The organism is Demequina sp. NBRC 110055 (genome assembly GCF_002090135.1).
Lineage (GTDB): Bacteria > Actinomycetota > Actinomycetes > Actinomycetales > Demequinaceae > Demequina.
The window spans coordinates 58675-83634 of record NZ_BBRL01000009.1; the positions used below are offsets into that span (position 1 = coordinate 58675).

Here is a 24960-nt window from a genome sequence, read left to right on the forward strand (position 1 = left end):
GTCAGGACGCCACGGGCGCGGGCTCGGCCTCGCCCAGCGCCTCGAAAATCGCGGCGTTGAAGTGGAACGCGCCCTTGGCCTCGGCCACGAGCGCTCGCTCCTGCTCGGGGGTGAAGCGCAAACCGTCGAGCTGCTCGCGATACGCACGCTTGTAGCGCACGGGCGAGTCGATCGCCTCGAAGCGGTAGAACGCGAGCTGGTCCGCGGTGGCGCCGTAGTGGCGGCCTACGAGCGCGGCGATGGCCTGGCCACCCGAAAGATCGCCCAGGTAGCGCGTGTAGTGGTGCGCGAGGTAGCGCGCCACGTCCTCCGGCGCAATCGCGAGAAGGTGGTCCACATAGGCCTGAGTGGCGGGATGCGCGGGGTGCGCGCTTTCCCAGTCGGCGGCGCCCAGGTGAGCGAGGTCGGAATCGATCGACGCAAAACGCGGCAGGGCCGGGTCGGCGAGGAACGCGGGGTCGCCCGGCTGGGGCGCGCGAGCCTCGAGCGCCCGATACACGTAGGCGTACTGCGCGAGATAACGGGTGTAGGCCGCGAGGTCAAGCTCGCCTCCCATCAGCCGCGTGATGAACGAGCGATTCTCGGTGTCCTTGTGCTCCACGGCGGTCGCGTCGCGCAATCGCGCGGCCAGGCCCGGGGCGTCCTCAGCGATGGTCATGCGAGGACCCTACCAATTACGCAAGGGATGTGTCACACAATTTCTCGACTGGAACGTGGCGCACAGGTCCCGTCACAGCATCGGCCATCTGTTCGACACATTTCCCCAAGTAGAATGTCCGGATGTTGCACCACGCGCCTTTGCTTACGACCATGGCGGTGGGCCTCGTGTTCGCCTTCGCGTTGGGATTCCTCGCGCAGAAGCTGCGCCTGTCCCCCATCGTCGGCTACCTCGCGGCCGGCTTGCTGATCGGCCCCTTCACTCCCGGCTTTGTGGGCGACACCGACGTCGCCTACGAACTGTCCGAGATCGGCGTCATCCTGCTGATGTTCGGCGTGGGACTGCACTTCTCCATCAAGGATCTCCTCGCGGTCAAGAAGGTCGCGCTTCCCGGCGCCATCTTGCAGATGACCGTCGCGACCGCGCTCGGCACCGGTGTGGGGCTGTGGCTGGATTGGTCGCTGGGCGCGTCGCTGCTGTTCGGCCTCGCCCTCTCGGTTGCCTCGACCGTGGTCATGCTGCGCGGGCTCGAGGACAAGCAGCTGCTCGACACCCGCGCGGGTCACATCGCGGTGGGCTGGCTCATCGTCGAGGACCTCGCCATGGTCATCGCGCTCGTGGTCATCCCGGTCCTCGCGGCCGGCGACGGCGGCCCCGGCGCCATCGCGGGCGAGCTCGCGTGGACCATCGTGAGGGTCGGCATCTTCGTCGCTCTCATGCTGGTGGTCGGCAAGCGCGTCATCCCCTGGGCGCTGGCCAAGGTCGCCGACACGGGCTCGCGCGAACTCTTCACGCTGTCGATTCTGGCAATCGCCATGGGAGTCGCGGTGGGCGCGGCCTACCTGTTCGAGGTGTCCTTCGCGCTCGGCGCGTTCTTCGCGGGCATGATCATGCGCGAGTCCGACCTCTCCCACCGCGCCGCCGAGGACTCCCTGCCGCTGCGCGACACGTTCTCCGTGCTGTTCTTCGTCTCCGTCGGGATGCTGGTCGACTGGCACGTCGTGATCGAGGCGCCGCTCGCGCTGCTGGTGACAACCCTGGTCATCGTGGTCGGCAAGTCCGCGGTTGCCTACGCGCTGGTGCGCGCGCTCAGGTATTCGCGGCGCATGTCGCTGGTGGTCGCGGCGGCCCTCGCGCAGATCGGTGAGTTCTCCTTCATCCTCGTCACGCTCGGCGGCGACCTGGAGATCCTGTCGCAGGATGCGCAGGACCTGGTGCTGGGCGCCGCGATCCTCTCGATCATTCTCAACCCCCTACTGTTCGCGTGGGCGAGCCGCTGGTACCGCGACGGCACCGACGAGGATCAGGCGTCCGATGCCGTGGTCACCTACGAGGGCTCCGAACACGTGATCCTGGTGGGCTTCGGGCGGGTCGGCACGCGCACCGCGATGGCCCTGTGGCAGGCCGATGTGCCCACCGTCGTGATCGACGACGACGAGAACAAGGTGACGGCGCTGCGCGAGGACGGCCGCGAGGCGATCCTGGGCTCCGCCGTGCGCTCCAAGGTGCTGCGCGCGGCCGGCCTCGACGTCGCCACGACCGTGGTCATCGCCATCCCCGACCCGCTGAATGCGGGCGCCATCACGGCCAAGATTAAGCGCCTGGCTCCCGCCGTGCGCGTGGTCGCCCGCGGCCAGAACGACACCGACGTGGCGTACCTGACGGAGATGGGCGCGGACCGCGTCATCGTGGGCGTGCACGAGGTCGCGGATCTGATGGCCACGGACGTGCTCACCGAGCCCGAGGAAGCCTCCTAGGGCGAGGCGTCACGCCCCGGCGTAGGGTGGCGAGCATGAGCGACGCGGCTACCCGGATCGATGCCTTGGCAAAGATGGTCGACCAGGCGCTGAGCGCGGCCTTCCGCAGCGTGCTGGCCGACCACTCGACCACCATGGACGAGTTCGTGATGCTCGGATTGCTGGTGAGGGCGGACGGACCCTTGCCGTGGGACGCGCTCGAGGCGCGGATGCCCGGTGCCCCGTCGGCGGCGTCCCTCACCCACACGTGGACCGGGCTCGCCAACGGCGGCTGGGCACACGAGGACGACGGCATCTGCCTCGTCACCGACGAGGGCCGCGCGGCCTACGACGACCTCCACGCCGAGATCGACGCGCTCCACGAGCGGGCCGTCGCGGGTGTTGGCGACGCGGACTACACCCGGGCCGTCGCAGTCCTCACACGGATGCTCGACAACCTGGACTGAGCGGCAGCCGGCCGCCGCATCGGCCGGAAAAACGACGATGCCCCCGGCGACGGCCGAGGGCATCGTGGTGATGGGGGCTAGTCGCGGTCGCCCGCGCGCTCCTTGATGATGAAGGTCAGCAGGATCCAGCCGGCCAGCGCCGAGGCGAGCCACACGATGAGCGCACCCAGCAACCAAGCGGTCACGCCGTCGATGGTGAGGCCGTCGCTGAACAGCGTGGTGAGGAACAGGGCGACGATGGTCGAGATCAGCGCCACACCACCCTGCAGCGCCTTGGCGTACTTGTGCGCCATCTTCAGGATGAAGGGCGACAGCACGGCCTGCGCGACCACGAAGATCACGACGGCGGTGATGAAGCCGCTGAGCTGAGTGTCGAAGCCGTCGACGACCGCGTCCGCGACCCAGAGACCGATGACCGCCGCAAGGAGGCTGGTCAGGACGTTCCACAGGAATCTCACCATGGGGCTGAAACTACTCCTACCAGCGCTCTTTCGCATCAGAAAGACCGCAACACGGTGGCTATTCGGTTTGCGAAGTGTTCGCTTTCAGCACCCTTGTGCCGTCACGCTCGTACTTAAAGATCGTGAACAGCGCGGCGACCGCGAGGATCATCCCTATCGGGCCGAGCACGCCACCGATTGACGGCCCCACGGCATCGGCGCTGTCGGTGGCATCGGACAGCAGCGAGCCCGCGTCCCAAAGCGCGTGAATCATCATGCCCAGCACGATCGTCCCCGTCACACGGCGCGAGACGTAGAAGATCGATCCGAACAGGAATGCCATGACGATTTGAAGCCCGGTCTGGGCGACACTCTGGCCAAAGAAGGCGTTGATCGCGTGCAGGAACCCGAACATCAGGCAGGTAAAGAACCATACGAAGATCTCGCCGCCGCGGCCACGTGCGCCCACCACGAGCACACCGCGGCACACCAACTCCTCGGCGAAGCCGACCAGTGCGACACCCGCGATGATGGCCACGATCTGGTTGGTCGCGATCGCCCCGAAGTCCGAGCCGAGCACCGTGGCTAGCCCACCCAGTCCGAAGAGCACTGGCGCTAACAGCATCCACCGAGGAGCGTTGCGCCGGCCTTCACTGATCGCCGGGCGCCACCAGCCCAGCGCGGTGGTGGCAATGATGAGGAACACAGAGCCGACCGCCACAGGAACGACGATGCCGTCGACGGCCTGCTCGGTGGAGTCCTGGACGCTTCCATAGTCGACGTCGTTGACCGTCCACATCACGAACATGATGGCGGCGTACCCGAGGAAGACGGCGAGGGCGATCCCGACCGTGGGCTTGACGCGAACGTCGCTTGGAGGCGGTGTGGTCATGGCGCTCCCTCGAGTCTCGCGAGCACTGTGCCCGCGTACCTCACGCTAACGCTCGTGCGGGCAGACCGCCGGGTATCACTCGACGCCGCGCATGACCCTGTTCCACGCGTGGGTCAGCGCGACGGTCTCGATGATCGCCCCCAGTTGCACCCGGGTGAAGTAGGGCGCGGCGGCCTCACGGGCGCTCGCCTCGAGGCTGCGCGGGGCGTCCGTGAGGACCTCGGCGAGGCGCAGCGCCGCCGCATCCCCCTCGCTCACAAGCCCGTCACGCATGGCGTGGACCGGGCGCGCGAGCGCGGAGATGACCTCGGGGCGTACGCCGAGGGCGGTGAGCGCCTCCGAGTGCAGGCGGATGGAGAACGCGCATCCGTTGAGGTGGCTGACGCGCAGGCGGAGCATGTCGCGCAGGCGCGGCTTCAGCTCCGTGCCTACCTGTGCGTCGAAGTCCTCGAGCGCCTTCATGAACTCGGGACGAATCCTCGCCTCACTCACCCCAGCGACGGTAGCAAGCGAATGTGTCCGGTATCTTTCGCCGCGCGGCGAGCCCATGCTCGCGGACGGCACCGATCAGCGTGAGACGGGGGCCCGCGAGCGCGAGCCCCCACTACCTCAGTCAACCCCACGGATTGGGGTGGGACGCGTCTGTTCTGGAAGAATGGCCAGCATGACTGCGCGTATCCCGGAGAAGGCCACCGTCGACGGACTCGAGGACCGCTGGAACGCGTCCTGGGAAACCGACGGAACCTACCGTTTCGACGAGTCGGCCGAGCGCGCGCAGGTGTACTCGATCGACACCCCGCCGCCCACCGTCTCCGGCTCCCTGCACGTGGGCCACGTGTTCTCCTACACGCACACCGACGTCGTCGCACGCTTCCAGCGCATGAGCGGGCGTGAGGTCTTCTACCCCATGGGCTGGGACGACAACGGACTGCCCACCGAGCGCCGCGTGCAGAACTACTTCGGCGTACGCTGCGACCCCACGCTTCCCTACGAGCCCGGGTTTGTGCCCCCGTTCGAGGGCGGCGAGGGCAAGTCTGTTAAAGCCGCCGACCAGCAGCCGATCTCGCGTCGCAACTTCATCGAACTGTGTGAGCGCCTCACCGAGGAGGACGAGCAGCAGTTCGAGCACCTGTGGCGCCGCCTGGGCCTGTCCGTCGACTGGTCGCGCACCTACCAGACCATCTCGCCGTCCTCGCAGGCCGTCGCCCAGCAGGCATTCCTGCGCTCGCTCAAGCGAGGCGAGGCGTACCAGGCGGAGGCCCCCACGCTGTGGGACGTGACCTTCCGCACCGCTGTCGCGCAGGCCGAGCTCGAGGACCGCGAGCGTCCCGGCGCCTATCACCGCCTGGCCTTCGAGCCCGCCGGTGACATGGAGGAGGCCACCGGTTCCTTCGAGTCCGTGTGGATCGAGACCACCCGTCCCGAACTGCTCGCCGCTTGTGTGGCGCTCGTGGCGCACCCCGACGATTCTCGATATCAAGGGCTGTTCGGCAAGCACGTGCGCACGCCCCTGTTCGGCGTCGAGGTGCCCGTGGTGCCCCACCGCCTCGCGCAGCCCGACAAGGGCTCCGGCATCGCGATGATCTGTACCTTCGGCGACGTCACCGACGTGATCTGGTGGCGCGAGCTGAACCTGCCGATGCGCTCGATCCTGGGCCGCGACGGCCGCGTGCTCCCCGAAGCGCCCGCGGGTCTCGAGTCCGAGGCCGCGCAGGCCGCCTACGCCGAGATCGCCGGCATGACCGTCTTCTCCGCCCAGAAGCGCATCGTGGAGATGCTGCGCGAGGCGGACCTCATGGACGGCGACCCCAAGCCCATCCAGCACCCCGTGAAGTTCTTCGAAAAGGGCGACAAGCCGCTCGAGATCGTCACGTCGCGCCAGTGGTACATCGCCAACGGCGGCCGCGACGCTCAGCTGCGCACCGCGCTGCTCGGCCGCGGCGAGGAGCTCTCGTTTGTCCCCTCGCACATGGGCAAGCGCTACGAGAACTGGGTCAATGGCCTCACCGGCGACTGGCTGATCTCGCGTCAGCGCTTCTTCGGCGTGCCGATCCCCGTGTGGTACCCGCTGGATGCCGAGGGCGAGATCGTCTGGGACTCCCCCATCCTCCCGTCCGAGGACTCGCTGCCCGTGGACCCGTCGGCCGATGTGGCGCCGGGGTTCACCGAGGACCAGCGTGACGTGCCCGGCGGCTTCACCGGCGAGAAGGACATCATGGACACGTGGGCGACGTCCTCGCTCACGCCCCAGATCGTGTGCGGCTGGCGCGATAACCCGGCGCTGTTCGCGAAGACGTTCCCCATGGACCTGCGCCCCCAGGGCCAGGACATCATCCGCACCTGGCTGTTCTCCACCGTGGTGCGCTCGCACCTCGAGCACGGCGCGCTGCCGTGGAAGCACGCCGCGATCTCCGGCTGGATCCTCGACCCCGACCGCAAGAAGATGTCGAAGTCGAAGGGCAACGTGGTCACGCCCCTGGGCCTGCTCGAGCAGCACGGCTCCGACGCGGTGCGCTACTGGGCGGCCTCCGCTCGCCTGGGCACGGACGCGGCCTTCGACGAGGGCCAGATGAAGATCGGCCGGCGCCTCGCCAACAAGGTGCTGAACGCCTCGAAGTTCGCGCTGGGTGCCACCGGCATCGCCACGGCCGCCAACTCCTCGCTTGAGGAAGGCATCGCCGCGACCGCCCACGTCACGGGCGGCGTCATCAGCGGTGGCGTGGCCGGCGGTGCGGCGGGCGACGCCCACCCCGCGGCGATGGACGCGGATGGCTCGCTCGTCACCGAGCCCCTCGACCGTGCGCTCCTGGCCGCCCTGGCGGACGTCGTGGACACCGCCACGACGGCGTTTGGCTCGTACGACCACACCCGCGCCCTCGAGCAGGCCGAGACCCTGTTCTGGACCTTCTGCGACGACTACGTGGAGCTCGTGAAGACTCGCGCCTACGACGGCGCCGCGCCCGGCGAGGACATCGACCCGCTCGCGCCGTGCTCGCCGGGCGCCGCGTCCGCGCGTGCGACGCTGGTCATCGCGCTCGACACGTTCCTGCGCCTGTTCGCGCCGTTCCTGCCGTTCGCAACGGAGGAGGTGTGGTCGTGGTTCCGTCCCGGCACTGTGCACCGCGCCGCATGGCCCTCTGCCGAGCCCCTGCGCCTGGCCGCCGGCGACGCCTCGCCCTCGCTCGTGGGCGCCGCCGGCGAGGCCCTCGCGACGCTGCGCAAGCTCAAGTCCGAGGCGAAGGTCTCGCAGCGCACCGAGTTGGTCTCGGTCGACCTGCTGGTGCCCGAGTCGAAGGTGGCCGCGGTCCACTCGGCCCGCGCCGACCTGATGGCGGCCGGACGCGTGCAGTCGCTGCAGATCGTCGACGCGGTCGCGGCGCTGGATGCGTCGGTCGACGGCGGCGACTCGGATGGTTCCTCGGAGGAGATCGCCGACCCGACCGTGATGCGCACCGAGAACGCGGTCCTGGCTCAGTAGCCGCGCCCCCAGCGCTCCCAGCGCCCCATGGGACACTCACCGTCGCGCTGAGCGAATCCGTGTGTCCTATGGGGCGCTCGCCGTTTCACGGCACCGTTGTCCCCAGTGCGCACGCCCACCCTGAGCTGTCCCCAAACCGACTCGACGCGTAGGCCGCAGGTACCGGCGGCGTCTACAAAAGTCGCATGCGACCACTACGTGCGCTTCCAGAATCCGCGGGAACACTCGGCGAGATGCTCTCGCGACGCCCGCATGCGTTCAGCTACCGCGAGTTGACGGCGCTGTCTACCGAGGGAGCTGTGCGGGCAGCGCTCGCGCGCGGTGAGATTGTTCGCTTGCTACCCGACTGCTACGTCGCTGCAGAACACTCCGACTCCTTCGCCGCCCGCGCGGATGCCGCGCTCACCTGGGCCGGGCCTCGCGCCTACCTCGGCGGCGCAAGCGCGCTTCACCTGTGGCACGCCATCGATCTCCCTCGCTCACACATCGATGTGTGCGTTCCCCATGCTGACCGGCCACGAGGACCAGCTTGGGTGAAGGTGCGTCGACTGAGTTATGAGGTCGAGACCCGGTCGGTAGGCCGGTTACGCGTCGCGATGCCTGCGTTCGCACTCGTGCAAGGCTACGGCGACATTCCGCGCACCGCACGCACCGAGGCGGTGTACCGCCTCATCCACGATGGAGTCTCCGTCGACGACCTTGACCTCGCACTCGGGTCCGTGCCCCGTGTCCGTGAACGACGAGAGCTCACTCGTCACATCGACGCGGCGCTTCAAGGCGCGGAGAGTTGGCTGGAGGAAGAGAGCCTCTTCACCGTGTTCAACACGCGCGAGTTCGGGCGTTTCATGCGTCAGCACGTGATCCGGTCCGCACACGGCCGGTATCGGCTCGACATGTATGACCCCGTGACCCGGACCGCCGTTGAACTCGATGGCGCCGCGTGGCACGGGGCGCCCGACCAACGCGCCCGTGACCTGCAGCGTGATGCCGATCTCGCGGCGATGGGCATTCAAACGGTCCGGCTCACCTATCGCGACATCGTGGAGCGGCCGCAGTGGTGCCGCCAGGTTGTCCGCGAGGTGCTCACGCGGCGGTCACAGCGCTGAGTGCCCCATAGCGCACACAGATCTTCCGGGAGCGACGGTGAGTGTCCCATGGGGCGCGGCCCGGCGCAGGTGGGTGCGGGCGGCGGAGGCCGCGGTGCCGCAGTCCTAGGCCGCGCCCTCCTGGCGCTCCTCGCGGAAGATGTAGGACGGCAGCACTCGGGACATCACGGTGTCGCGGGTCACGACCACGCGGCCGATGTCCTCGCGGCCCGGCACGTCGAACATGGTCTCCTGGAGGACCTCCTCCATGATGGCGCGCAGGCCACGCGCGCCGGTGCCCCGCTCGAGCGCCTGCTCGGCGATGGCCTCCACGGCCTCCCGGTCAAACTCGAGCTCCACGCCGTCGATCTCGAACATGCGCTGGTACTGCTTGACCAGCGCGTTCTTGGGCTCGGTGAGGATCGACACCATCGCGTCGACGTCGAGCGGAGCGACGGTCGCGGTCACCGGCATGCGGCCGATGAACTCGGGAATCAGGCCAAACTTGTGAAGGTCGGCGGGGGTGACCTGCGCGAAGAGGTCCGAGTTGTCGGCCTCCTTCAGCTGCGCGCCGAAGCCGATGCCCTTGCGTCCCACGCGCGACGAGATGATCTCCTCGAGTCCAGCAAACGCGCCGCCCAGGATGAACAGCACGTTGGTGGTGTCGATCTGGATGAACTCCTGGTGGGGGTGCTTGCGGCCACCCTGCGGCGGCACGGACGCCTGGGCGCCCTCGAGGATCTTCAGCAGCGCCTGCTGCACGCCCTCACCGGAGACGTCGCGCGTGATCGAGGGGTTCTCGGCCTTGCGCGCGACCTTGTCGATCTCGTCGATGTAGATGATGCCGTGCTGGGCCTTGTCGACGTCGTAGTCGGCGGCCTGCAGCAGCTTAAGCAGGATGTTCTCGACGTCCTCGCCCACGTAGCCCGCCTCGGTCAGGGCGGTGGCGTCGGCGATGGCGAACGGCACATTGAGCATGCGCGCGAGGGTCTGCGCGAGGTAGGTCTTGCCGGTTCCCGTGGGGCCGATGAACAGCACGTTGGACTTCGCGATGTCGACCTGGTCCTCGCCGGCCTTGCCGATGGTCTCGCCCGCACGCACGCGCTTGTAGTGGTTGTACACCGCGACCGACAGCGCACGCTTGGCGGCGTCCTGGCCGATGATGTACTGGCCCAAGAAGTCGAAGATCTCGCGGGGCTTGGGGAGGTCCGTCAGTTCGGCCTCCGCGGCCTCGGCGAACTCCTCCTCAATGATCTCGTTGCACAGCTCGATGCATTCATCGCAAATGTAGACCCCGGGTCCTGCGATGAGCTTGCGCACCTGCTTCTGGGTCTTGCCACAGAACGAGCACTTCAGCAGGTCACCGCTGTCTGCCGGACGAGTCATCGAGATCTCCCTCCACGAGCCCCCGGGCCAACTCCGGAAGCCGTACGCATTCAGGCTACCCACGCCCACTGACACGTGCCGGGCGACGCGCCGCCCTACGCCGTCGGCGGACAGCACCGTCAGGCGCCGGGCGGAGGGCCGATGCGACCCTCACCGGGTATTCGGTCTCGCCCGAGCAGGGGTTGGGTCCGCGTCGTCGGCGCTGGACCCGGAGCCGGGGCGAGGGCCCCGGCGCGCAGCAAGACGGCCGCCTCCCCGAAGGGAGACGGCCGCCCGATGACGCGTGGAAACTAGCCCTGAGCCTTCTCGATAGCGCGGTCCTCGGGAGCCACGGTGTCGACGCCCTTGCGGGACGCGAGCACCTGGTCCACCAGGCCGTACTCAAGGGACTCGTTGGCCGACAGGAAGCGGTCGCGCTCGATGTCCTCGCGCACCTTCTCCGCAGTCTGGCCGGTGTGCTTGGCGAGCGTGTACTCGAGCCACTCGCGCATGCGGATCATCTCTTCGGCGTAGATCTCGATGTCCGAGGCCTGCGCACGTGCACCCTGCTCGATGCGGGGCTGGTGGATCATCACGCGGGCGTTGGGCAGCGCGAGGCGCTTGCCGGGCGAACCCGCCGCGAGCAGCACCGCCGCCGCCGAGGCCGCCTGGCCCAGGCACACGGTGGACACCTGCGGCTTGATGTACTGCATGGTGTCGTAGATCGCCGTGAGCGCGGTCTGCGAGCCGCCGGGCGAGTTGATGTACAGCGTGATGTCGCGGTCGGGGTCCTGGGACTCGAGCACGAGTAGCTGCGCCATCACGTCATCCGCGGAGGCGTCGTCGATCTGCACGCCGAGGAAGATGATGCGGTCCTCGAACAGCTTCGCGTAGGGGTCCTGACGCTTGAAGCCGTAGGCCGTGCGCTCCTCAAACGAGGGCAGGATGTAGCGCGACGAGGGGCCGGCCGGGGCCGCTCCCCCGAAGCCTGCGGTGCGGGCTCCGGCCTGCATGGCCTGGTAGATCTCGCTCATGCCTTGCCTCCCTGCGACGCGTCGCCGGCCTCGGCCGCGTGCGTGATGACCTTGTCGACGAAGCCGTACTCGAGGGCTTCCTCGGCGGTGAACCAGCGGTCGCGGTCCGCGTCCTTATTGATCTGCTCGGGCGTCTTGCCGGTCTGTTCCGCGGTGAGGTTCGCGAGCGTCTTCTTCATGTGCATGATGAGCTCGGCGTTGATGCGGATGTCCGTCGTGGTGCCGTAGATGCCGCCCGAGGGCTGGTGCATCATCACGCGGGCGTGGGGCGTCGCGAAACGCTTGCCCTGCGCACCCGAGGACAGCAAGAACTGTCCCATCGACGCGGCCATGCCCATCGCCACGGTCGCGACGTCGGGCTTGATGTACTGCATGGTGTCGTAGATCGCCATGCCCGCGGTGATCGAGCCACCGGGCGAGTTGATGTACAGGTAAATGTCCTTATCGGGGTCCTCGGCGGCCAGCAGCATCATCTGCGCGCAGATGGCGTTGGCGTTGTCGTCGCGGACCTCGTCACCGAGCCAGATGATGCGCTCGCGCAGCAACCGGTTGAAGATCGAGTCGCTCAGCCCCATCCCGGGACCGTCGGCTCGTGCCGTGATGTCGTTCACGTTTCCTCCTGATCGAACGTCTTGCTCGACCCTAACGCCCGCCACCCACGCGACATTGCCGTTTCACCCCTGGTTTCGCTACGGGGTGAACACGTGTCGTCACCCTGAGAGAGGGGTCGGGGATTCCCCTTGGTGAGGTTCGCCCTTATGGCCGATGCCGTGGCCGGCCCCCGTCCCTAGGCTCGGTTTCAGACGCATCAGACATAAGGGGACGTCATGACCGACAACACGCAGCAACCACAGCCCGAACCGGAGCAGCAGCAGCCCCAGCAGCCGCCGCAGCAGCAGCACTACGCGGCGCCCCAATACGCCGCTCCGCAGTATGGCCAGCCGCAATACGCCCAGCCCGGCTACACGCCAGGGCCGCGTCCGGGCACCGAGAAGAACTGGATGAACATCACGTCGCTGGCCCTGTCGCTGGGCGGCCTCGTGACCGGCATCACCGTGATCCCCGGCATCATTTTCGGCCACCTGGGCCTGAGTGCCGCCAAGCGCGGCGAGGCGGACAACCGCTCGCTGGGCCTCGCGGGACTCATCACGGGGTACGTCATCCTCGCGCTGGGCCTCCTCGTCCTCATCGCCACTCTCGTGTTCTTCGGTGCCGCGGTCGGCGGAATCGTCCAGGAGTGCACGGGCGACAACCCCGCCGAGTGGTGCACCGACAGCTCCGCCACCAACGCGTGGACGGCGGTCACCGGCATCCCCGCCTGACCGCCCTCCCGGCCCTGGCATCGGCCGTTCCTCCGTTGCCAAGGCCACCACCGCATCGGCCGCCCGCCATCAGCGGCCGGAGCAACGCGAAGGCCCCGCCTCCCTCATGGGAGACGGGGCCTTCGTCGCGGGTGGGGCGCCTTACTCGGCGGCCTCCTCCTCGGTCTTCTCGTCCTCGACCGAGCCGATCACCGGGGACAGGTCCACGGCGTTGCCCGCGGTGTCCTTCACGGTGGTGCGGCGCAGCGCGAAGGCGGTGGCCTTCGAGCGCGCGACCTCGGCGACGATCGCGGGGATCTGGCCGGCCTGCTCGACCTGCTGGATGAACGTGTTGGGGTCCATGCCGTACTGGCGGGACTGGTTCAGCAGGTAGTCGAGGAGCTCGTTCTGCTGGACCTCGATGTCGAGGTCCTCGGCGAGCTGGTCGAGGAGGATCTGCGCGCGCAGGGCGTTGTGCGCCTCCTCGGTGACCTCGGCGCGGTGGGTGTCGTCCTCAAGGCGGTTCTCGTTCTCGAGGTGCGAGTGCACCTCGTTCTCGATGACCTTCTTGGGAAGCTCGAAGTCGGTCGCGTCCTTGAGGGCGTCGATGAGCTTCTCGCGGGCCTGGACGGCCTGGTTGTTGGTCTTGATCTTGGTGACCTGAGCCTTCAGGTCCTCCTTGAGCTCGTCGACCGTGTCGAACTCCGAGGCGAGCTGAGCGAAGTCGTCGTCCACCTCGGGAAGCTCGCGCTCCTTGACGGCGGTCACCTTGACGGTGATCTGCGCCTTCTCACCGGCGTGGTCGCCGGCGGCGAGCGGCGCCTCGAAGGTGGTCTCCTCGTCGGCGGACAGGCCGATGAGGGCGTCGTCCATGCCCTCGAGCATGTTGCCGTTGCCCACCTGGTACGAGGTGCCCTGAACGTTGTCGATCTCTTCGTCGCCCAGCTTGGCGGCCAGGTCGATCGTGGTGAAGTCGCCGTCCTTCACGGGGCGGTCAACGGTCTTGAGCGAGCCGAAACGCTCACGCAGGTTGTCCAGGCGCTCCTGAACGTCCTCATCGGTGACCTCGATGGGGTCGACCTCGAGGGTCAGCGACTCGGCGGCGGGCAGCTCGACCTCGGGGCGGATCTCCACCTCGGCGGTGAACTCGAGACCCTCGAAACCCTCCTCCGAGCCGGGGATCTTCACGACCTCAACCTCGGGCTGGCCGAAGGGGCGGATGCCCTGCTCCTCGACGGCCTCGGAGTACCAGCCGGGCAGGCCGTCGTTGACAGCGTGCTCGATGATGGCGCCCTTGCCCACGCGGGTTTCGAGGATGCGCGGCGGCACCTTGCCCTTGCGGAAACCGGGAATCTGGACCTCTTCGCCGATGTGGGCGTAAGCGTGGTCCATGGAGGGCTTGAGGTCCTCCTCGGTGAGGGTAACCGTCAGCTTGACGGTCGTGGCGTCGATCTTCTCGAGGGCGCTGGTCACTGATGTGCTCCTGAATTGAGGTTTTGGCCTGCGGCCGTCATGCGGGATTCCCGCACAGATAGGCAACCCCACGAGTGTAGTGCGGTATGGGGCGTGTGCCCAATCGGTTTCGCTGATGGCCGATGCGTGAGCCTGCGGGGCCTCGTCTCGCTCGCCGAGACCCCGCGCGCGACCGCCCTACTGCCGGAGCCGGGAGGTGACGAGTCCCGCGCCGATTCCCATGAGCGCGACCGCGAGGCTCGCCCACCCGACCGTGTCGGCACCCGGGCCCGTCTGCGCCAGTTGCTCAGCCCCTGACACGTCACCCGTGCCGGTCTGTGCCGGCTCGTCGACCCCTGACACGTCACCGGTGCCCGTCTGTGCCGGCTCGTCGACCCCTGACACGTCACCGGTGCCCGTCTGTGCCGGCTCGTCGACCCCGGACACGCCGCCGGGTCCCGCGGCCTGAACCTCGATGACGACGGCGGCGGTGCTCCCCGACTCCGCGTGTGTCGCCGTGACGGTGTGCGGCGAGGCGTGAGGGAAGGTCACGGTGAGCCCATCAACGACGTCCGACGCGACATCGGAGCTCAGCACCACGTCGCCCGGGTCAAGCGCTACGACGTTGCCGAAGGCGTCGGTAGCGCGGGGAGCGAAGGTGAGCGATGCACCTTGGTCAACGGTGGTCGCCTCGGCGTCCAGTTCGAGAGCGGCCACCGCCCCGGGCGCGACGGACACGGTGACATCGAGCGTGCTCGAGCCCACATCATTGGACGCCTCAAGGGTGAACGCCGCTTCGCCTGCCGTGGTCGGCGTGCCGGAGATCGCCCCCGTGGCCGGGTCGAGGACGAGCCCATCGGGGAGCATGCCCGCGCCAATCGAGACGTCCGCCGCCGGGTCGCCCGGCTCGAAGTCGGGCGTGTACGCGAAAGCCTGACCCGCAGTCGCCACGGCCGTGGCCGGCCCGCTGAGTGAGGGCGCGGCGATGACCGCAATGGTGACCGGCTGGGCCTCGGACACGCCGCCGGGCCCCGTCACGACGACATCGACAGTGGCGTCGACGGCGTCGGACGTCGGCGTGCCCGTGATGGTGCCGGTCGCGCTATCGAGCTCGAGGCCACGCGGAAGAGTGCCGCCCGCCAGCGAGAAGTCGGTCGCGGGACCGCGATCGGGATCGGGCGAGAGCGTCGCCTCATACGGCTGGCCGACCACCGCATCGGGAAGCTCGTCGAGCGCCAACCGCGGCGGCTCAAGAATGTCGAGGTCAAGCGTCGCACCGTAGTAACACAACGGGTCGGAGCCGGACGTGTCAGAAAGCGTGAGCAGCCAGGTACCGGCCGCCTGCTCGCCGTCGAAGGCCGCGAGCGGCTCGGCGGGTCGGAACGTGCCGCTGACCGGGATCCCGGAATCTGTCGAGCCGACAGCAGCGCTCGCCTCATCGTCGAGCGTCACCTGAACGCGCTCGCCCGGCACATCGACATCGCCGTAACTCGGCGCGCCGCGGTCATCGTCGATGAGCACCACCGACGTGCCCGCTGGCGACTCCAGCACGGCCTTGATTTCTTGGAAATAAGGCTCGCCATCGTCCGGAGGCAGGCAGGGGTCGTCGGTCTTCTGGAAGTCGAGCGTGATCGAAGCATGTGTCACCACCCCTGCCGTCGCGACTCCAAACGAGCGCGTCGTGGACCCGTCGTCGATCTCGAGGGGAGCGTTATCGGGGACGTCGTCGACGCCGAGCGAGGCGGCGCTCGCCGCAGGCGCGAGCGCGACCATTGCAGCGGTCGCGGCAGCGATGGCGGTCAAGGGACTCAGGGTGCGGCTCATGAAGGTCACGACCCTCGACTGTAGGAGCGTCGTGACCGCGAGGCGAGGACGCGCACGCAATGCTCAGGCCCACCTCAGAACTTCCTCAGGACTCGCCTCCGGCCCCCTGTCCCCGGGAGCGCGCAAGGGTGCGGGCGCGAGCCGCGCGCACGCGTGGGCCGTTGGTCGCGCGCGGCGCGCGGCCGTCGCCCCTACACTGCTGGTGAACGTTCACATCGTGGCGACCGCATGGGCGCGGGCGCACACCACCAGCAATGACGACAAGGGAGTTGAGCACCGGTGACGGAGCAGACCAATGACGCCGCCGCGGCCATCGCCGCAGGACACACCTCGCTCGGTATCGAGCTCGGATCGACCAACATCAAGGCCTGCCTCATCGGCCCCGATCACGAGGTGCTCGCCACCGGCTCGCACGCGTGGGAGAACCAGTTTGTCGACCGCCTGTGGACCTACTCCGAGGAGGCCGTCTGGGCGGGCCTGCAGGGCGCTGTCGCGGCGCTGATCGCGGACGTCCGCGAGCGCCTCGGCGTCGCGCTCGACTCGGTGGGGGCGCTGGGCTTCTCCGCGATGATGCACGGCTACCTCGCATTCAATGAGGCCGGCGAGCTACTGGTGCCGTTCCGCACCTGGCGCAACACCAACACCGGCGCCGCCGCCGCCCGCCTGACGGAGGAGCTCGGGTTCAACTTCCCGCTGCGCTGGTCCGCCTCGCACCTCTACCAGGCCATCCTTGACGATGAGCCGCACGTGAAGGACCTTTCCTTCGTCACGACCCTGGCCGGCTACGTGCACTGGAAGCTCACGGGCGAGAAGGTGCTCGGCGTCGGCGACGCCTCGGGCATGTTCCCCATCGACCCCGCGACGCACGACTACGACGCGGCCATGCTGGCCCGCTTCCAGGGCCTGGTGGACGCCCGCCACCCCGGGATCGACGTCGCGGGACTGTTGCCGCGCGTGCTGGTCGCCGGCCAGGAGGCGGGCCGCCTCACCGCCGAGGGCGCGGCGCTGCTCGACCCCACCGGTACGCTCCAGCCCGGCGCTCCCCTGGCCCCCGCCGAGGGTGACGCCGGCACCGGCATGGTCGCCACGAACGCCGTCGCGCCGCGCACGGGCAACATCTCCGCCGGCACGTCCATCTTCGCGATGGTGGTGCTCGAGAAGCCACTCGAGTCCGTCCACGAGGAGCTCGACATCGTCACCACGCCCGCCGGTGACCTGGTGGCGATGGTGCACTGCAACAACGGTGCCTCCGAACTCGGCACCTGGGCCGGGGTCTTCGGCGAGTTCGCCAAGGCGCTGGGCCACGACGGGGACTCGAACGCCGTCTTCGGCGCGCTGTTTGCCGCCGCGCTCGAGGGCGAGGCCGACGGTGGCGGCCTGCTGGCCTACAACTACCTTTCGGGCGAGCCCATCACTGGGCTCGAGGAGGGGCGCCCGCTCGTCGTCCGCACCCCCGGCAGCCGCCTGACGCTGGCCAACTTCGTCCGCACGCAGCTTTACGCGGCCTTCGGCACGCTGAGCCTGGGCATGAGGGTGCTCCACGGCGAGGGCGTGAAGCTCGACTCGATGTTCGCGCACGGCGGCATGTTCCGCACCGCCGGCGTGGCGCAGGGCCTGCTGGCTGCGGCGATCGACGCTCCGGTCACCGTGGGCGACACCGCCTCCGAGGGCGGTGCCTGGGGCATCGCGGTGCTCGCCGAGCACGTGCGTGCGGGCGCAGGCCAGAGCCTCGACGCCTACCTCGCCGCGAAGGTCTTCGCCGACGCCGACCTCACCGTCGCCGAACCGAACCCCGCCGACGTGGCGGGCTACGAGGCGTGGCTCGAGACCTACGAGGCCGGACTCGCCATCGAGCGCGCCGCCACCGGGGCGATCCACTAGCACTTAGAGTCCCCGGCGAGGCCGCCGCATCCCCCGGGGTGCGGCGGCCTCGTGGCGTCCGGCCATGACAGCTCGCCCACGCACGGCGTTCGCCATTTACATTCACAAGTTATATAGTCGGCTTATGGATAATCGCCGACAACTCATCGTCGACCTGGTCTCCCAGACGCAGCGCCTCACGCGACTGGCCGCGCAGGCGACAGGAAACGCGACCCCGGCATCGGCCTGGCGCCTTCTCGCCATCCTCGAGACGGAAGGTCCCCAGCGAGTGGGCGCCCTCGCCTCGGCCGTGCGCGTGAGCCAGCCAGCGCTCACCCAGCTCGCCACCCACCTCGTCGAGCAGGGCCTCGTCGCGAAGGGCTCCGATCCGACCGACGCCCGCGCGGCCGTCCTCACCCTCACCGACGAGGGTGTGACCGCGATCGCCGACTGGCGCGCCGAAATCGGCGGTGCCCTCAGCCCCTACTTCGCGTCCCTCACTGACGAGGACTGGTCGCACCTCGCGGCCACCGTGTCCCTGCTGTCCTCGCTCGATAAGGAACTCTCGTGAACTCGTCCCTGCTGCGCCAACCCAAGGCCGTGTGGGCCGTCGCCTTCGCGTCCGTCGTGGCCTTCATGGGCATCGGCCTGGTCGACCCCATCCTCCCGGCCATCTCCGACAGCCTCGAGGCGTCGCCCACCGAGGCGGAGATGCTCTTCACGTCGTATTTGGTCGTCACCGGCATCGCAATGTTCTTCACCAGCTGGGTGTCGGGGCGCATCGGTGCGCGCCGCACGCTGCTCTTGGGCCTCGCCCTCGTCGTGGTCTTCGCCGCACTCGCGGGGGCAGCCGGCAATGTCGACCAGATCATCGGCCTCAGGGCCGGGTGGGGGCTGGGCAATGCCCTCTTCATCTCGACGGCGCTGGCGACCATCATCGGCGCCGCCGCAGGCGGCGCCGAGAGCGCGATCATCCTGTACGAGGCCGCGCTGGGGCTCGGCATCGCCATCGGCCCGCTGCTCGGCGGACTGCTCGGGTCGGTCAGCTGGCGCGGGCCGTTCTTCGGCACCGCGGCCCTCATGGCCGTCGCGTTCATCACCATCGCGGTGCTGCTGCGCGCCGACCCCACGCCGCGCGTGCGGGTGCCGCTGAGCGCGCCCTTTAAGGCCCTCGCGCGCCCGCAGATCCTGCTGCTCGCCGTCACGGCGCTGCTGTACAACATCGGCTTCTTCACCCTGCTCGCCTACACCCCGTTCCCGCTGGGGTTCTCGGCGATGGGACTGGGGTGGACCTTCTTCGGGTGGGGCATCGCGCTCGCCGTGACGAGCGTGTGGGTGGCGCCCGCGCTCACCCGCCGCTTCCCGCGCACCGCGGTGCTACCGGCGGTGCTGACGCTGCTCGCGCTCGACCTCGCGGCCTGCGCGTTCGCGGTCACCTCCCCCGCCGCGCTCGTCGTCGGAGTCGTCGCGGGCGGCGCGCTGCTCGGGGTGCTCAACACCGTGTTCACCGAATCGGTCATGGAGGCGACCGACCTGCCGCGCTCGGTGGCCTCGTCGTCCTACTCGGGCGTGCGGTTCCTGGGAGGTGCCGCCGCCCCGCCACTCGCGACCGTCCTGGCCGAGCACTTCACCGCGTGGACGCCCTATGTGGTCGCCGCCATCTCGGTGGCGCTGGGCGCCACGCTCGTGTGGAGCGGCCGCGGGCTCCTCGCCCGCGCGTCCACTGCACACGAAGACGCGGCCGAGGAGGCCCAGGCCATCACAGCCGGCGAGGTCGCCTAAGTCCGGCCCACGACGCCGGGCCCGACCTGGACCTGGCCCGGCTCGCCGCGCTGAGAGGCGGCCGTTCCGTCACTCACGCCACCCGCGGTGGCATGCTGAAACGATGACCGACCCGCGCATCGTCCCCGCGAACACCGCACCGTGGCAAGACCTCAGGACCGTGTGGGACGACGAGCGCGACTCCCGTCAGTGCTCGTGCCAGTACTTCACCATGGACCGCGCCACATGGAAATCGACGACGCCCACGGAGCGCGCCGAGCGCATGCGCGAGCGGACGTGCCCCGGCACCCCCGGCTCCGCCACTACGGGCCTCATCGCCTATATCGACGATGCCCCCGCGGGCTGGGTGGCCGTGGAGCCGCGAACCGCCTACGTCCGCCTCCGGACGGCCCGAACCCCATGGCTGGGCCGCGCCGAGGACAAGGATGACCCGTCGGTGTGGGCCATCACCTGCTTCACCGTGAGGACGGACTTCCGGGGCCGCGGACTTACCGCCGCGCTCGCGACGGCCGCCGTCGAGTTCGCCCGCGAGCATGGCGCGGCAGCGGTCGAGGGCTACCCGTACGTCACCCAGCCCGGAGAAACGCTGACCTGGGGAGAGTTGTATGTCGGGCCGGTGTCGGCATTCGAGGCGGCAGGCATGACGGAGGTCAGTTCCCCGAGCACCAGGCGACGCGTCATGCGCCTGGAGTTCGCCTGAGCCGCGCGAGGAAGTGCTCCGCCTGGCGCTCCTGACGCCGGCGCAGATCGTCGCTGGGGCCTTCCATGAGGGCCTGGACCGAGGCACCGTCCACGAGTGTCACCCAGTCGTCGACGACGTCGGAATCGCGCAGGCCGTCGCGCAGCTCTCCGTCCTCGCGCGCCTCGGCCAGCACGCCATAGAGCAGGCGTCGCAGTTCCACGTGGGACTCCCGCCGCGCCTCAGCCAGGCGCGGATTCGTCACCGCGTGGGCACAGAAAGACACGTCGACATGTGCCTCGAGCAGGCGCTCCTCGTCCAGGGGTAGTGACTCGAACAGCGCGTGGCGCAGCGCCGCCACGCCTCGCTTGCCGCGCCCGGTGGCGAGGATCCTGTCGCGAGCGCGCCCAAAGCCCAGTTCGTGGGCCGAGATCAGCATCTCGTCCTTGTTTGCGAAGTAATGATTGAGCGCGCCGAGGGAAAGCCCCGCCTCGCGGGCAATCTCCCTGGTCGAGGCATGCTCGAGTCCCACCCGGCCGATGACGCGCCAGAGCGCCTCATGCACCACCGCGCGGCGTGCAGCGTGATCGACGATCCGTGGCATCTGCCCTCCCTGAGGCCAGGATGGTATCCGAACCGGCCGCAATGACGCGGGCGGTCAGGAACGAGAGTCCGCAGGAAACCCAGGTTTTACATGGCCGCAACCTATTTAGATCAGTTGATCCATAACCTGGCGAATACCCCCGGAACCTCATGAGAGGTACGCATGACCGTCCCCGTCTTGTCGCCGACCCGCGCCGCCGTGTCAGCAGGGTTCTTCGCCCAGGGCCTCCTCATGGCCGTCATCCTCACGAGCCTTCCCGGCATCGAGGGCCGCACCGGTATCGGGGAGACCGAGGTGTCCCTCGTCATCCTCACCACCGTGGTCTTCGCGGGCGCCGGCTCGGTGCTCGCGGGCTCGCTCGCCACCCGGTGGGGCTCGGGCGCCCTGCTCGCGCCCGCCTTCGCGATCCAGGCCGTTGCGGTGGCCCTCGCGATGCTCGACGTCCCGTACGCACTGCTCTTTCCCGTCTTCGCGCTGTTTGGACTGGGAGTGGGCCTCGCCGATGCGGGCAACAACATGCAGGCGCTCACGCTCCAGCGCGCCGCGGGCCGCTCGCTCATCTCCTCGCTCTACGCGGTGCAGACCGTCGCGGCGATCATGGGAGCGCTACTGGTCTCTGCGGTCGCGGGCCTCGACGCCCCGTTCGAGGCGGCATACGGCGTGGCCGCTTTCGCGGGCCTCGCAATCGCGGCCGCGGTCCGAGGGAGGCTCGCGGCCGACCCCGAGCGCGGCACCGCCACGGACGCGGCGCACCCGCCCCTGCCGTGGACCGGCATCCTCGTCTTCGGCGTGGTGGTCGCCGTCGCCTACATCGGCGACTCCGTCGTCGGCACCTGGAGCTCGGTGTTCCTCGACCAGGAGCTCGCCGCCGCGGCCGTCGTGGTACCGCTCGGATATGCCGCCTACCAGGCCTGCTCCCTCGTCAGCCGTATTGTCGGAGACAGGCTCGTGGGCCGCATGGGCCGCGCCCCCGTGCTCACCGGCGCGATCGTCACAGCGACCGCCTCGCTGTTCGTCGCTGCGGCGGCGCCCGCGCCGTGGATCGCGGTCGCAGCCTTTGGTGCGTCCGGGCTGGGGATCGGCCTCATGGCGCCCCTGTCCTTCTCCGCTGCGGGAGACCTCGCGCCCGACCACCAGGACGAGGTGGTCAGCCGCTTGAACCTCTTCAACTACCTGGGCGTCGTCATCGGCTCGGGCGCGACCGGCGTGGTCGCCGATGCCGTGGGCCTGCGCGCCGCCATCGTCATGCCCGCCGTCCTCGTGGCGGCCGCCTTGCTCACCGTCCGCTCGTACCGCCGCGACCGCGCGGCACCCACCGTCCCAGGAGGACACCATGCCTGACACCGTCACCACCGACGTCTGCGTCATCGGCGCCGGGCTCTCCGGCCTGACCGCAGCCCGCGAGCTCATCGCCGCCGGGCTCGACGTGACCCTGCTCGAGGCCACCAATCGGGTGGGCGGGCGCACCAGGAATCACACCGTCGCGGGGCTCAACGTCGACCTGGGCGGCACGTTCATCGGCCCCGGGCAGGACCACGTCGCGGCGCTCGCCGCCGAACTCGGCGTCACGTCCTTCGCCACCTATGACGCGGGCGCCCAGGCGATGGTGCTGGGCGCCCGCCGGCGCGAGTACGCCGGCTCGCTGTTCCCCATCGGCCCCGTGCGCCTTGCCCACCTGGGCGCGGTGATGGCGACTATCGACCGACTGTCCGCCACCGTTCCCAGCCACGCGCCGTGGACCGCGCCGCGCGCGCAGGAATGGGACGCACTCAGCCTCGAGGACTGGTTGCGCTCGCGCGGCGGCGGCGACCTCCTGGTGACGCTCTTCGCGTTCGTCACCCGCACGTCGTGGGGCTGCGAGCCACGCGAGATCTCCTTCCTCCACGTGCTGCACTACGCGCGCCAGGCCGGCGGACTCTGGCCGCTTCTGGGCACCACCGACGGCCTCCAAGAGCGCCACTTCCATGACGGCGCGGCCACGCTCAGCGAACGGATGGCCGATGCCATGGGCACCCGGGTAAGGCTGTCATCACCCGTGCACGCGGTCGCCTGGGGCGACGACGGCGTCACCGTCACCGCCGAGGGCGTGACCGTGCGGGCCTCCCGAGTGATCGTGGCGATCCCCCCGGCCTCGCGCGCACGCATGGCCTTCTCCCCCGCGCTGCCCGATCCGTGGGCGTCGCTGGGCGAATCGTGGCCGCAGGGAACACTGTCGAAGGCTTATGCGGTCTACGAGCGCCCGTTCTGGCGCGACGCGAGCGGGCGCGGGCTCAGGCGGCCCATGAGCGGGCAGGCGCAGTCGTCCTCGGGACCCGTGTGCGCGACTTTCGACGCGAGCCCCGAGGGCGACGGCCCCGGCGTGCTGTTGGGCTTCATCGGCGGCGACGACGCACGGACGTGGGACGCGCTCCCCGCGGCGGAGCGCCGCGCCCGCGCCATCGGATCCTTCGCCGAGATCTTCGGGCCGGACGCCCTTGAGCCGGTCGACTACGCCGAGCAGCGCTGGGCCCGCGAGGACTGGATCCTCGGCGGCCCGACGGCGGTGCCCGCACCCGGCGCGTGGACCACCGTGGGTGCGGCCGTCGCCACGCCGGTGGGCCCGCTGCACTGGGCCGGCACCGAGACGGCCCAGACCATGACCGGGTTCATGGACGGCGCGATTCGTGCCGGTGAACGCGCCGCCCGCGAGGTGCGCCGCGCCCTCGCGACGCACACCCTCCCCCACCCCGAGCCGGTGCCGGCGTAGGCCGGGACGGCCACCCCGCCACGGCATCGGCCGCACGAAAGGACTCCCCCATGGCACTGAGCCGCTCTCACACCGTCGTCACGACCGCCTCCCCCGAGGCGGTCTGGAAGCGCTGGACCACGCCCGCCGATTGGGTAAGCGACGACCCCGGCGTGGAGGCGTGCGACTTCGCGACCCCGCCCACCGTGGGCGCGCGCGGCACGCTCGTCTCCGGCGGCAAGCAGACCATCCACTTCCTCGAGCTCAAGGAGCGCGAGGAGATGCTCTTCGAGATCCTGCTGCCGCTGGGCTCGCTTCAGTTCCCGCACCACATGGCGCCGTCGTCCCAAGGGCTGCGGGTGCGCCATGGGGTACGCGCGACGGGGCCGCTGGGCTGGCTGTACTGGATGGTCGCCGGGCGCAAGGTCGCCGCGGGGCTACCGGAGGTGATGGGGCTCGTCGTGGGGAACGCGCTGGCGGAGTCGGTCGAGGCCTAATTCGCCTGCGCACCCTGCTCCCACGGGAGCTCCTCATCGTCACCGACCGGCGCCTGGGGAACGACGAGGACCGGACGGTGCTGACGGTGCGATAACTGCGCCGCGACCGAGCCCGAGAAGAACTCGTGGAGCGTGCCGCGGATGCCTGGGTCGCGAGTGCCCACGACGATCATCTGCGCGTCAATCTCATCCGCAATGAGAGACAGCTGCTGGGACGCGAGGCCCGCGTCTGCCCGCGTGCTGAACGCGACCCCGGCCTCGTCGAAGATCGCCTTGATGTGGCTTTCAAGGTCGGGATCGAAGCGCTCGACCAGGGTGTCGGTCAACTCGGCGCTCATCGACACGGAAACCACGGAGCCGTCGAGTTGGCGCTCGATCGCGAGGCGGGCCGAGTCGACGCTCGCGCACACCACGTGGGCGCCAAGGAGCTTCGCGAAGCGTGCGGCGGTGCTGATGACGGTGTCGGACTGGCCGGGCACCACCCCGACCAAAATATGCGGTGTGGCAGTCATCACGGCCTCCTTCGATGCCGCGCGAGACGCTCCCGCGCGTCACTTCCAGTGTCCTCCCACGAGCACCCGGACGCACGTCGGGGAGGGCGCCGCGCGGCACCCTCCCCTGACGAGGCCTTAGGCGGCGACGGCGGCGTGCGCTTCGTCGCGCTTGAGCGCCTTGCCGAGCGCGACGAACAGCAGGATGAGCGCCGCGGTCATCGTCATGTGCCCCAGGCCGGCAAAGCCCGCGATCATCGCCCCGGACTCGCGGCCCAGGACGGTGAGCATGCCGTGCCACGTCATCATCACCGCGGTCACGACCAGCGCGACGTTGTACAGCCAGAAGAACCACGTGAAGGCCCGGCTCGCGCTCAGCCCGAAGAGCTTCTCGAGGGCCAGCACGATCAGCAACGCGAGCGTGCCGAGCGCGAGGAAGTGCGTGTGCACTCCCGACAACATGGTCGTCTCGCCCACGGGAAAGTCGTTCAGCTTGGTGAACTCGCGGTAGAAGAGCCCGGAGGCGAGTCCGGCGATCGTGTAGGCGAACGCGGCAACGTAGAGGCGGCGCATGGGTGTCCTTTCGACAG

At 69.3% G+C, this 24960-nt stretch carries 24 protein-coding genes; 12 read left to right on the forward strand and 12 right to left on the reverse strand.

The window, feature by feature from the left end; translation table 11 throughout:
• Window position 1: 1 nt before the first annotated feature.
• Window positions 2–658, reverse strand: a complete 657-nt coding sequence (locus B7K24_RS10460) for a heme oxygenase (biliverdin-producing) (RefSeq protein ID WP_084130282.1) — start codon at window positions 656–658, stop codon at window positions 2–4.
• Between the two features lie 122 nt (window positions 659–780).
• Between B7K24_RS10460 and ybaL the strand changes: the two genes are divergently transcribed.
• Both ybaL and B7K24_RS10470 read left to right on the forward strand, forming a co-directional pair.
• Window positions 781–2415 carry a YbaL family putative K(+) efflux transporter gene (ybaL, locus tag B7K24_RS10465; RefSeq protein WP_084130283.1) on the forward strand — a complete coding sequence of 545 codons (1635 nt, stop codon included), beginning with the start codon at window positions 781–783 and terminating at the stop codon, window positions 2413–2415.
• 35 nt (window positions 2416–2450) lie between these two features.
• Window positions 2451–2861 (forward strand): hypothetical protein, encoded by a 411-nt coding sequence (locus B7K24_RS10470; protein WP_084130284.1) that lies wholly within the window; start codon window positions 2451–2453, stop codon window positions 2859–2861.
• Window positions 2862–2938: 77 nt separating this feature from the next.
• Here the strand turns inward: B7K24_RS10470 and B7K24_RS10475 are convergent, their stop codons facing one another.
• The 3 genes from B7K24_RS10475 to B7K24_RS10485 all read right to left on the reverse strand — a co-directional run bounded on the left by B7K24_RS10475 (window position 2939) and on the right by B7K24_RS10485 (window position 4685).
• On the reverse strand, window positions 2939–3322 hold the full coding sequence (locus B7K24_RS10475; RefSeq protein WP_084130285.1) for a phage holin family protein: 384 nt from the start codon (window positions 3320–3322) through the stop codon (window positions 2939–2941).
• 58 nt (window positions 3323–3380) lie between these two features.
• Window positions 3381–4193 carry a CPBP family intramembrane glutamic endopeptidase gene (locus tag B7K24_RS10480; protein ID WP_084130286.1) on the reverse strand — a complete coding sequence of 271 codons (813 nt, stop codon included), beginning with the start codon at window positions 4191–4193 and terminating at the stop codon, window positions 3381–3383.
• 75 nt (window positions 4194–4268) lie between these two features.
• The gene (locus B7K24_RS10485) at window positions 4269–4685 is read right to left on the reverse strand and encodes a carboxymuconolactone decarboxylase family protein (protein ID WP_159449222.1); all 417 of its coding nucleotides are present in this window, start codon (window positions 4683–4685) and stop codon (window positions 4269–4271) included.
• A gap of 163 nt (window positions 4686–4848) precedes the next feature.
• On the opposite strand from B7K24_RS10485, the gene valS reads away from it, so the two are divergent.
• Window positions 4849–7671, forward strand: coding sequence for a valine--tRNA ligase (gene valS, locus B7K24_RS10490; protein ID WP_084130288.1), 2823 nt, complete (start codon window positions 4849–4851; stop codon window positions 7669–7671).
• 596 nt (window positions 7672–8267) lie between these two features.
• On the forward strand, window positions 8268–8777 hold the full coding sequence (locus tag B7K24_RS13475; RefSeq protein ID WP_159449223.1) for an endonuclease domain-containing protein: 510 nt from the start codon (window positions 8268–8270) through the stop codon (window positions 8775–8777).
• 105 nt (window positions 8778–8882) lie between these two features.
• Here the strand turns inward: B7K24_RS13475 and clpX are convergent, their stop codons facing one another.
• The 3 genes from clpX to B7K24_RS10510 all read right to left on the reverse strand — a co-directional run bounded on the left by clpX (window position 8883) and on the right by B7K24_RS10510 (window position 11730).
• Window positions 8883–10142 carry an ATP-dependent Clp protease ATP-binding subunit ClpX gene (gene clpX, locus B7K24_RS10500; protein WP_084130290.1) on the reverse strand — a complete coding sequence of 420 codons (1260 nt, stop codon included), beginning with the start codon at window positions 10140–10142 and terminating at the stop codon, window positions 8883–8885.
• Between the two features lie 290 nt (window positions 10143–10432).
• The gene (locus B7K24_RS10505) at window positions 10433–11155 is read right to left on the reverse strand and encodes an ATP-dependent Clp protease proteolytic subunit (RefSeq protein WP_084130291.1); all 723 of its coding nucleotides are present in this window, start codon (window positions 11153–11155) and stop codon (window positions 10433–10435) included.
• Window positions 11152–11730, reverse strand: a complete 579-nt coding sequence (locus B7K24_RS10510; protein WP_144268269.1) for an ATP-dependent Clp protease proteolytic subunit — start codon at window positions 11728–11730, stop codon at window positions 11152–11154. Before B7K24_RS10510 ends, B7K24_RS10505 begins: the two co-directional genes overlap by 4 nt.
• Before the next feature lie 252 nt (window positions 11731–11982).
• Between B7K24_RS10510 and B7K24_RS10515 the strand changes: the two genes are divergently transcribed.
• On the forward strand, window positions 11983–12477 hold the full coding sequence (locus B7K24_RS10515) for a DUF4190 domain-containing protein (protein ID WP_084130293.1): 495 nt from the start codon (window positions 11983–11985) through the stop codon (window positions 12475–12477).
• A gap of 141 nt (window positions 12478–12618) precedes the next feature.
• Here the strand turns inward: B7K24_RS10515 and tig are convergent, their stop codons facing one another.
• Together tig and B7K24_RS10525 are read right to left on the reverse strand one after the other, a co-directional pair.
• Window positions 12619–13929 carry a trigger factor gene (gene tig / locus B7K24_RS10520; protein ID WP_084130294.1) on the reverse strand — a complete coding sequence of 437 codons (1311 nt, stop codon included), beginning with the start codon at window positions 13927–13929 and terminating at the stop codon, window positions 12619–12621.
• A gap of 177 nt (window positions 13930–14106) precedes the next feature.
• Window positions 14107–15732, reverse strand: a complete 1626-nt coding sequence (locus B7K24_RS10525; RefSeq protein WP_234986684.1) for an Ig domain-containing protein — start codon at window positions 15730–15732, stop codon at window positions 14107–14109.
• 279 nt (window positions 15733–16011) lie between these two features.
• On the opposite strand from B7K24_RS10525, the gene B7K24_RS10530 reads away from it, so the two are divergent.
• The 4 genes from B7K24_RS10530 (at window position 16012) to B7K24_RS10545 (ending at window position 20074) form a co-directional block, all read left to right on the forward strand.
• Entirely contained in the window at window positions 16012–17613 is a 1602-nt protein-coding gene (locus B7K24_RS10530) for a xylulokinase (protein ID WP_084130296.1), read from the forward strand.
• Window positions 17614–17737: 124 nt separating this feature from the next.
• Window positions 17738–18163, forward strand: coding sequence for a MarR family winged helix-turn-helix transcriptional regulator (locus tag B7K24_RS10535; RefSeq protein ID WP_159449224.1), 426 nt, complete (start codon window positions 17738–17740; stop codon window positions 18161–18163).
• The gene (locus tag B7K24_RS10540; RefSeq protein ID WP_234986679.1) at window positions 18160–19374 is read left to right on the forward strand and encodes an MFS transporter; all 1215 of its coding nucleotides are present in this window, start codon (window positions 18160–18162) and stop codon (window positions 19372–19374) included. The genes B7K24_RS10535 and B7K24_RS10540 overlap by 4 nt, the downstream gene beginning before the upstream one ends.
• Window positions 19375–19477: 103 nt before the next feature.
• Window positions 19478–20074: a GNAT family N-acetyltransferase gene (locus B7K24_RS10545; RefSeq protein WP_084130298.1), complete on the forward strand. Its 597-nt coding sequence runs from the start codon at window positions 19478–19480 to the stop codon at window positions 20072–20074.
• Here B7K24_RS10545 and B7K24_RS10550 read toward each other — a convergent pair.
• Window positions 20052–20657: a TetR/AcrR family transcriptional regulator gene (locus B7K24_RS10550; protein WP_084130299.1), complete on the reverse strand. Its 606-nt coding sequence runs from the start codon at window positions 20655–20657 to the stop codon at window positions 20052–20054. The genes B7K24_RS10545 and B7K24_RS10550 overlap by 23 nt on opposite strands.
• A 162-nt stretch (window positions 20658–20819) precedes the next feature.
• Here B7K24_RS10550 and B7K24_RS10555 point away from each other — a divergent pair, with 162 nt between their 5' ends.
• The 3 genes from B7K24_RS10555 to B7K24_RS10565 are packed head-to-tail and all read left to right on the forward strand — an operon-like array spanning window position 20820 to window position 23879.
• A complete protein-coding gene (locus B7K24_RS10555) occupies window positions 20820–21998 on the forward strand; it encodes an MFS transporter (protein WP_084130300.1) in 1179 nt (392 codons plus the stop codon).
• Window positions 21991–23403 (forward strand): FAD-dependent oxidoreductase, encoded by a 1413-nt coding sequence (locus B7K24_RS10560; RefSeq protein ID WP_084130301.1) that lies wholly within the window; start codon window positions 21991–21993, stop codon window positions 23401–23403. Before B7K24_RS10555 ends, B7K24_RS10560 begins: the two co-directional genes overlap by 8 nt.
• A 50-nt stretch (window positions 23404–23453) precedes the next feature.
• Complete coding sequence (locus B7K24_RS10565) at window positions 23454–23879, forward strand: hypothetical protein (RefSeq protein WP_084130302.1); 426 nt, start codon at window positions 23454–23456, stop codon at window positions 23877–23879.
• Here B7K24_RS10565 and B7K24_RS10570 read toward each other — a convergent pair.
• A complete protein-coding gene (locus B7K24_RS10570; protein WP_084130303.1) occupies window positions 23876–24391 on the reverse strand; it encodes a universal stress protein in 516 nt (171 codons plus the stop codon). The genes B7K24_RS10565 and B7K24_RS10570 overlap by 4 nt on opposite strands.
• Before the next feature lie 117 nt (window positions 24392–24508).
• Window positions 24509–24943 (reverse strand): DUF2871 domain-containing protein, encoded by a 435-nt coding sequence (locus tag B7K24_RS10575; RefSeq protein ID WP_084130304.1) that lies wholly within the window; start codon window positions 24941–24943, stop codon window positions 24509–24511.
• Between the last annotated feature and the right edge of the window lie 17 nt (window positions 24944–24960).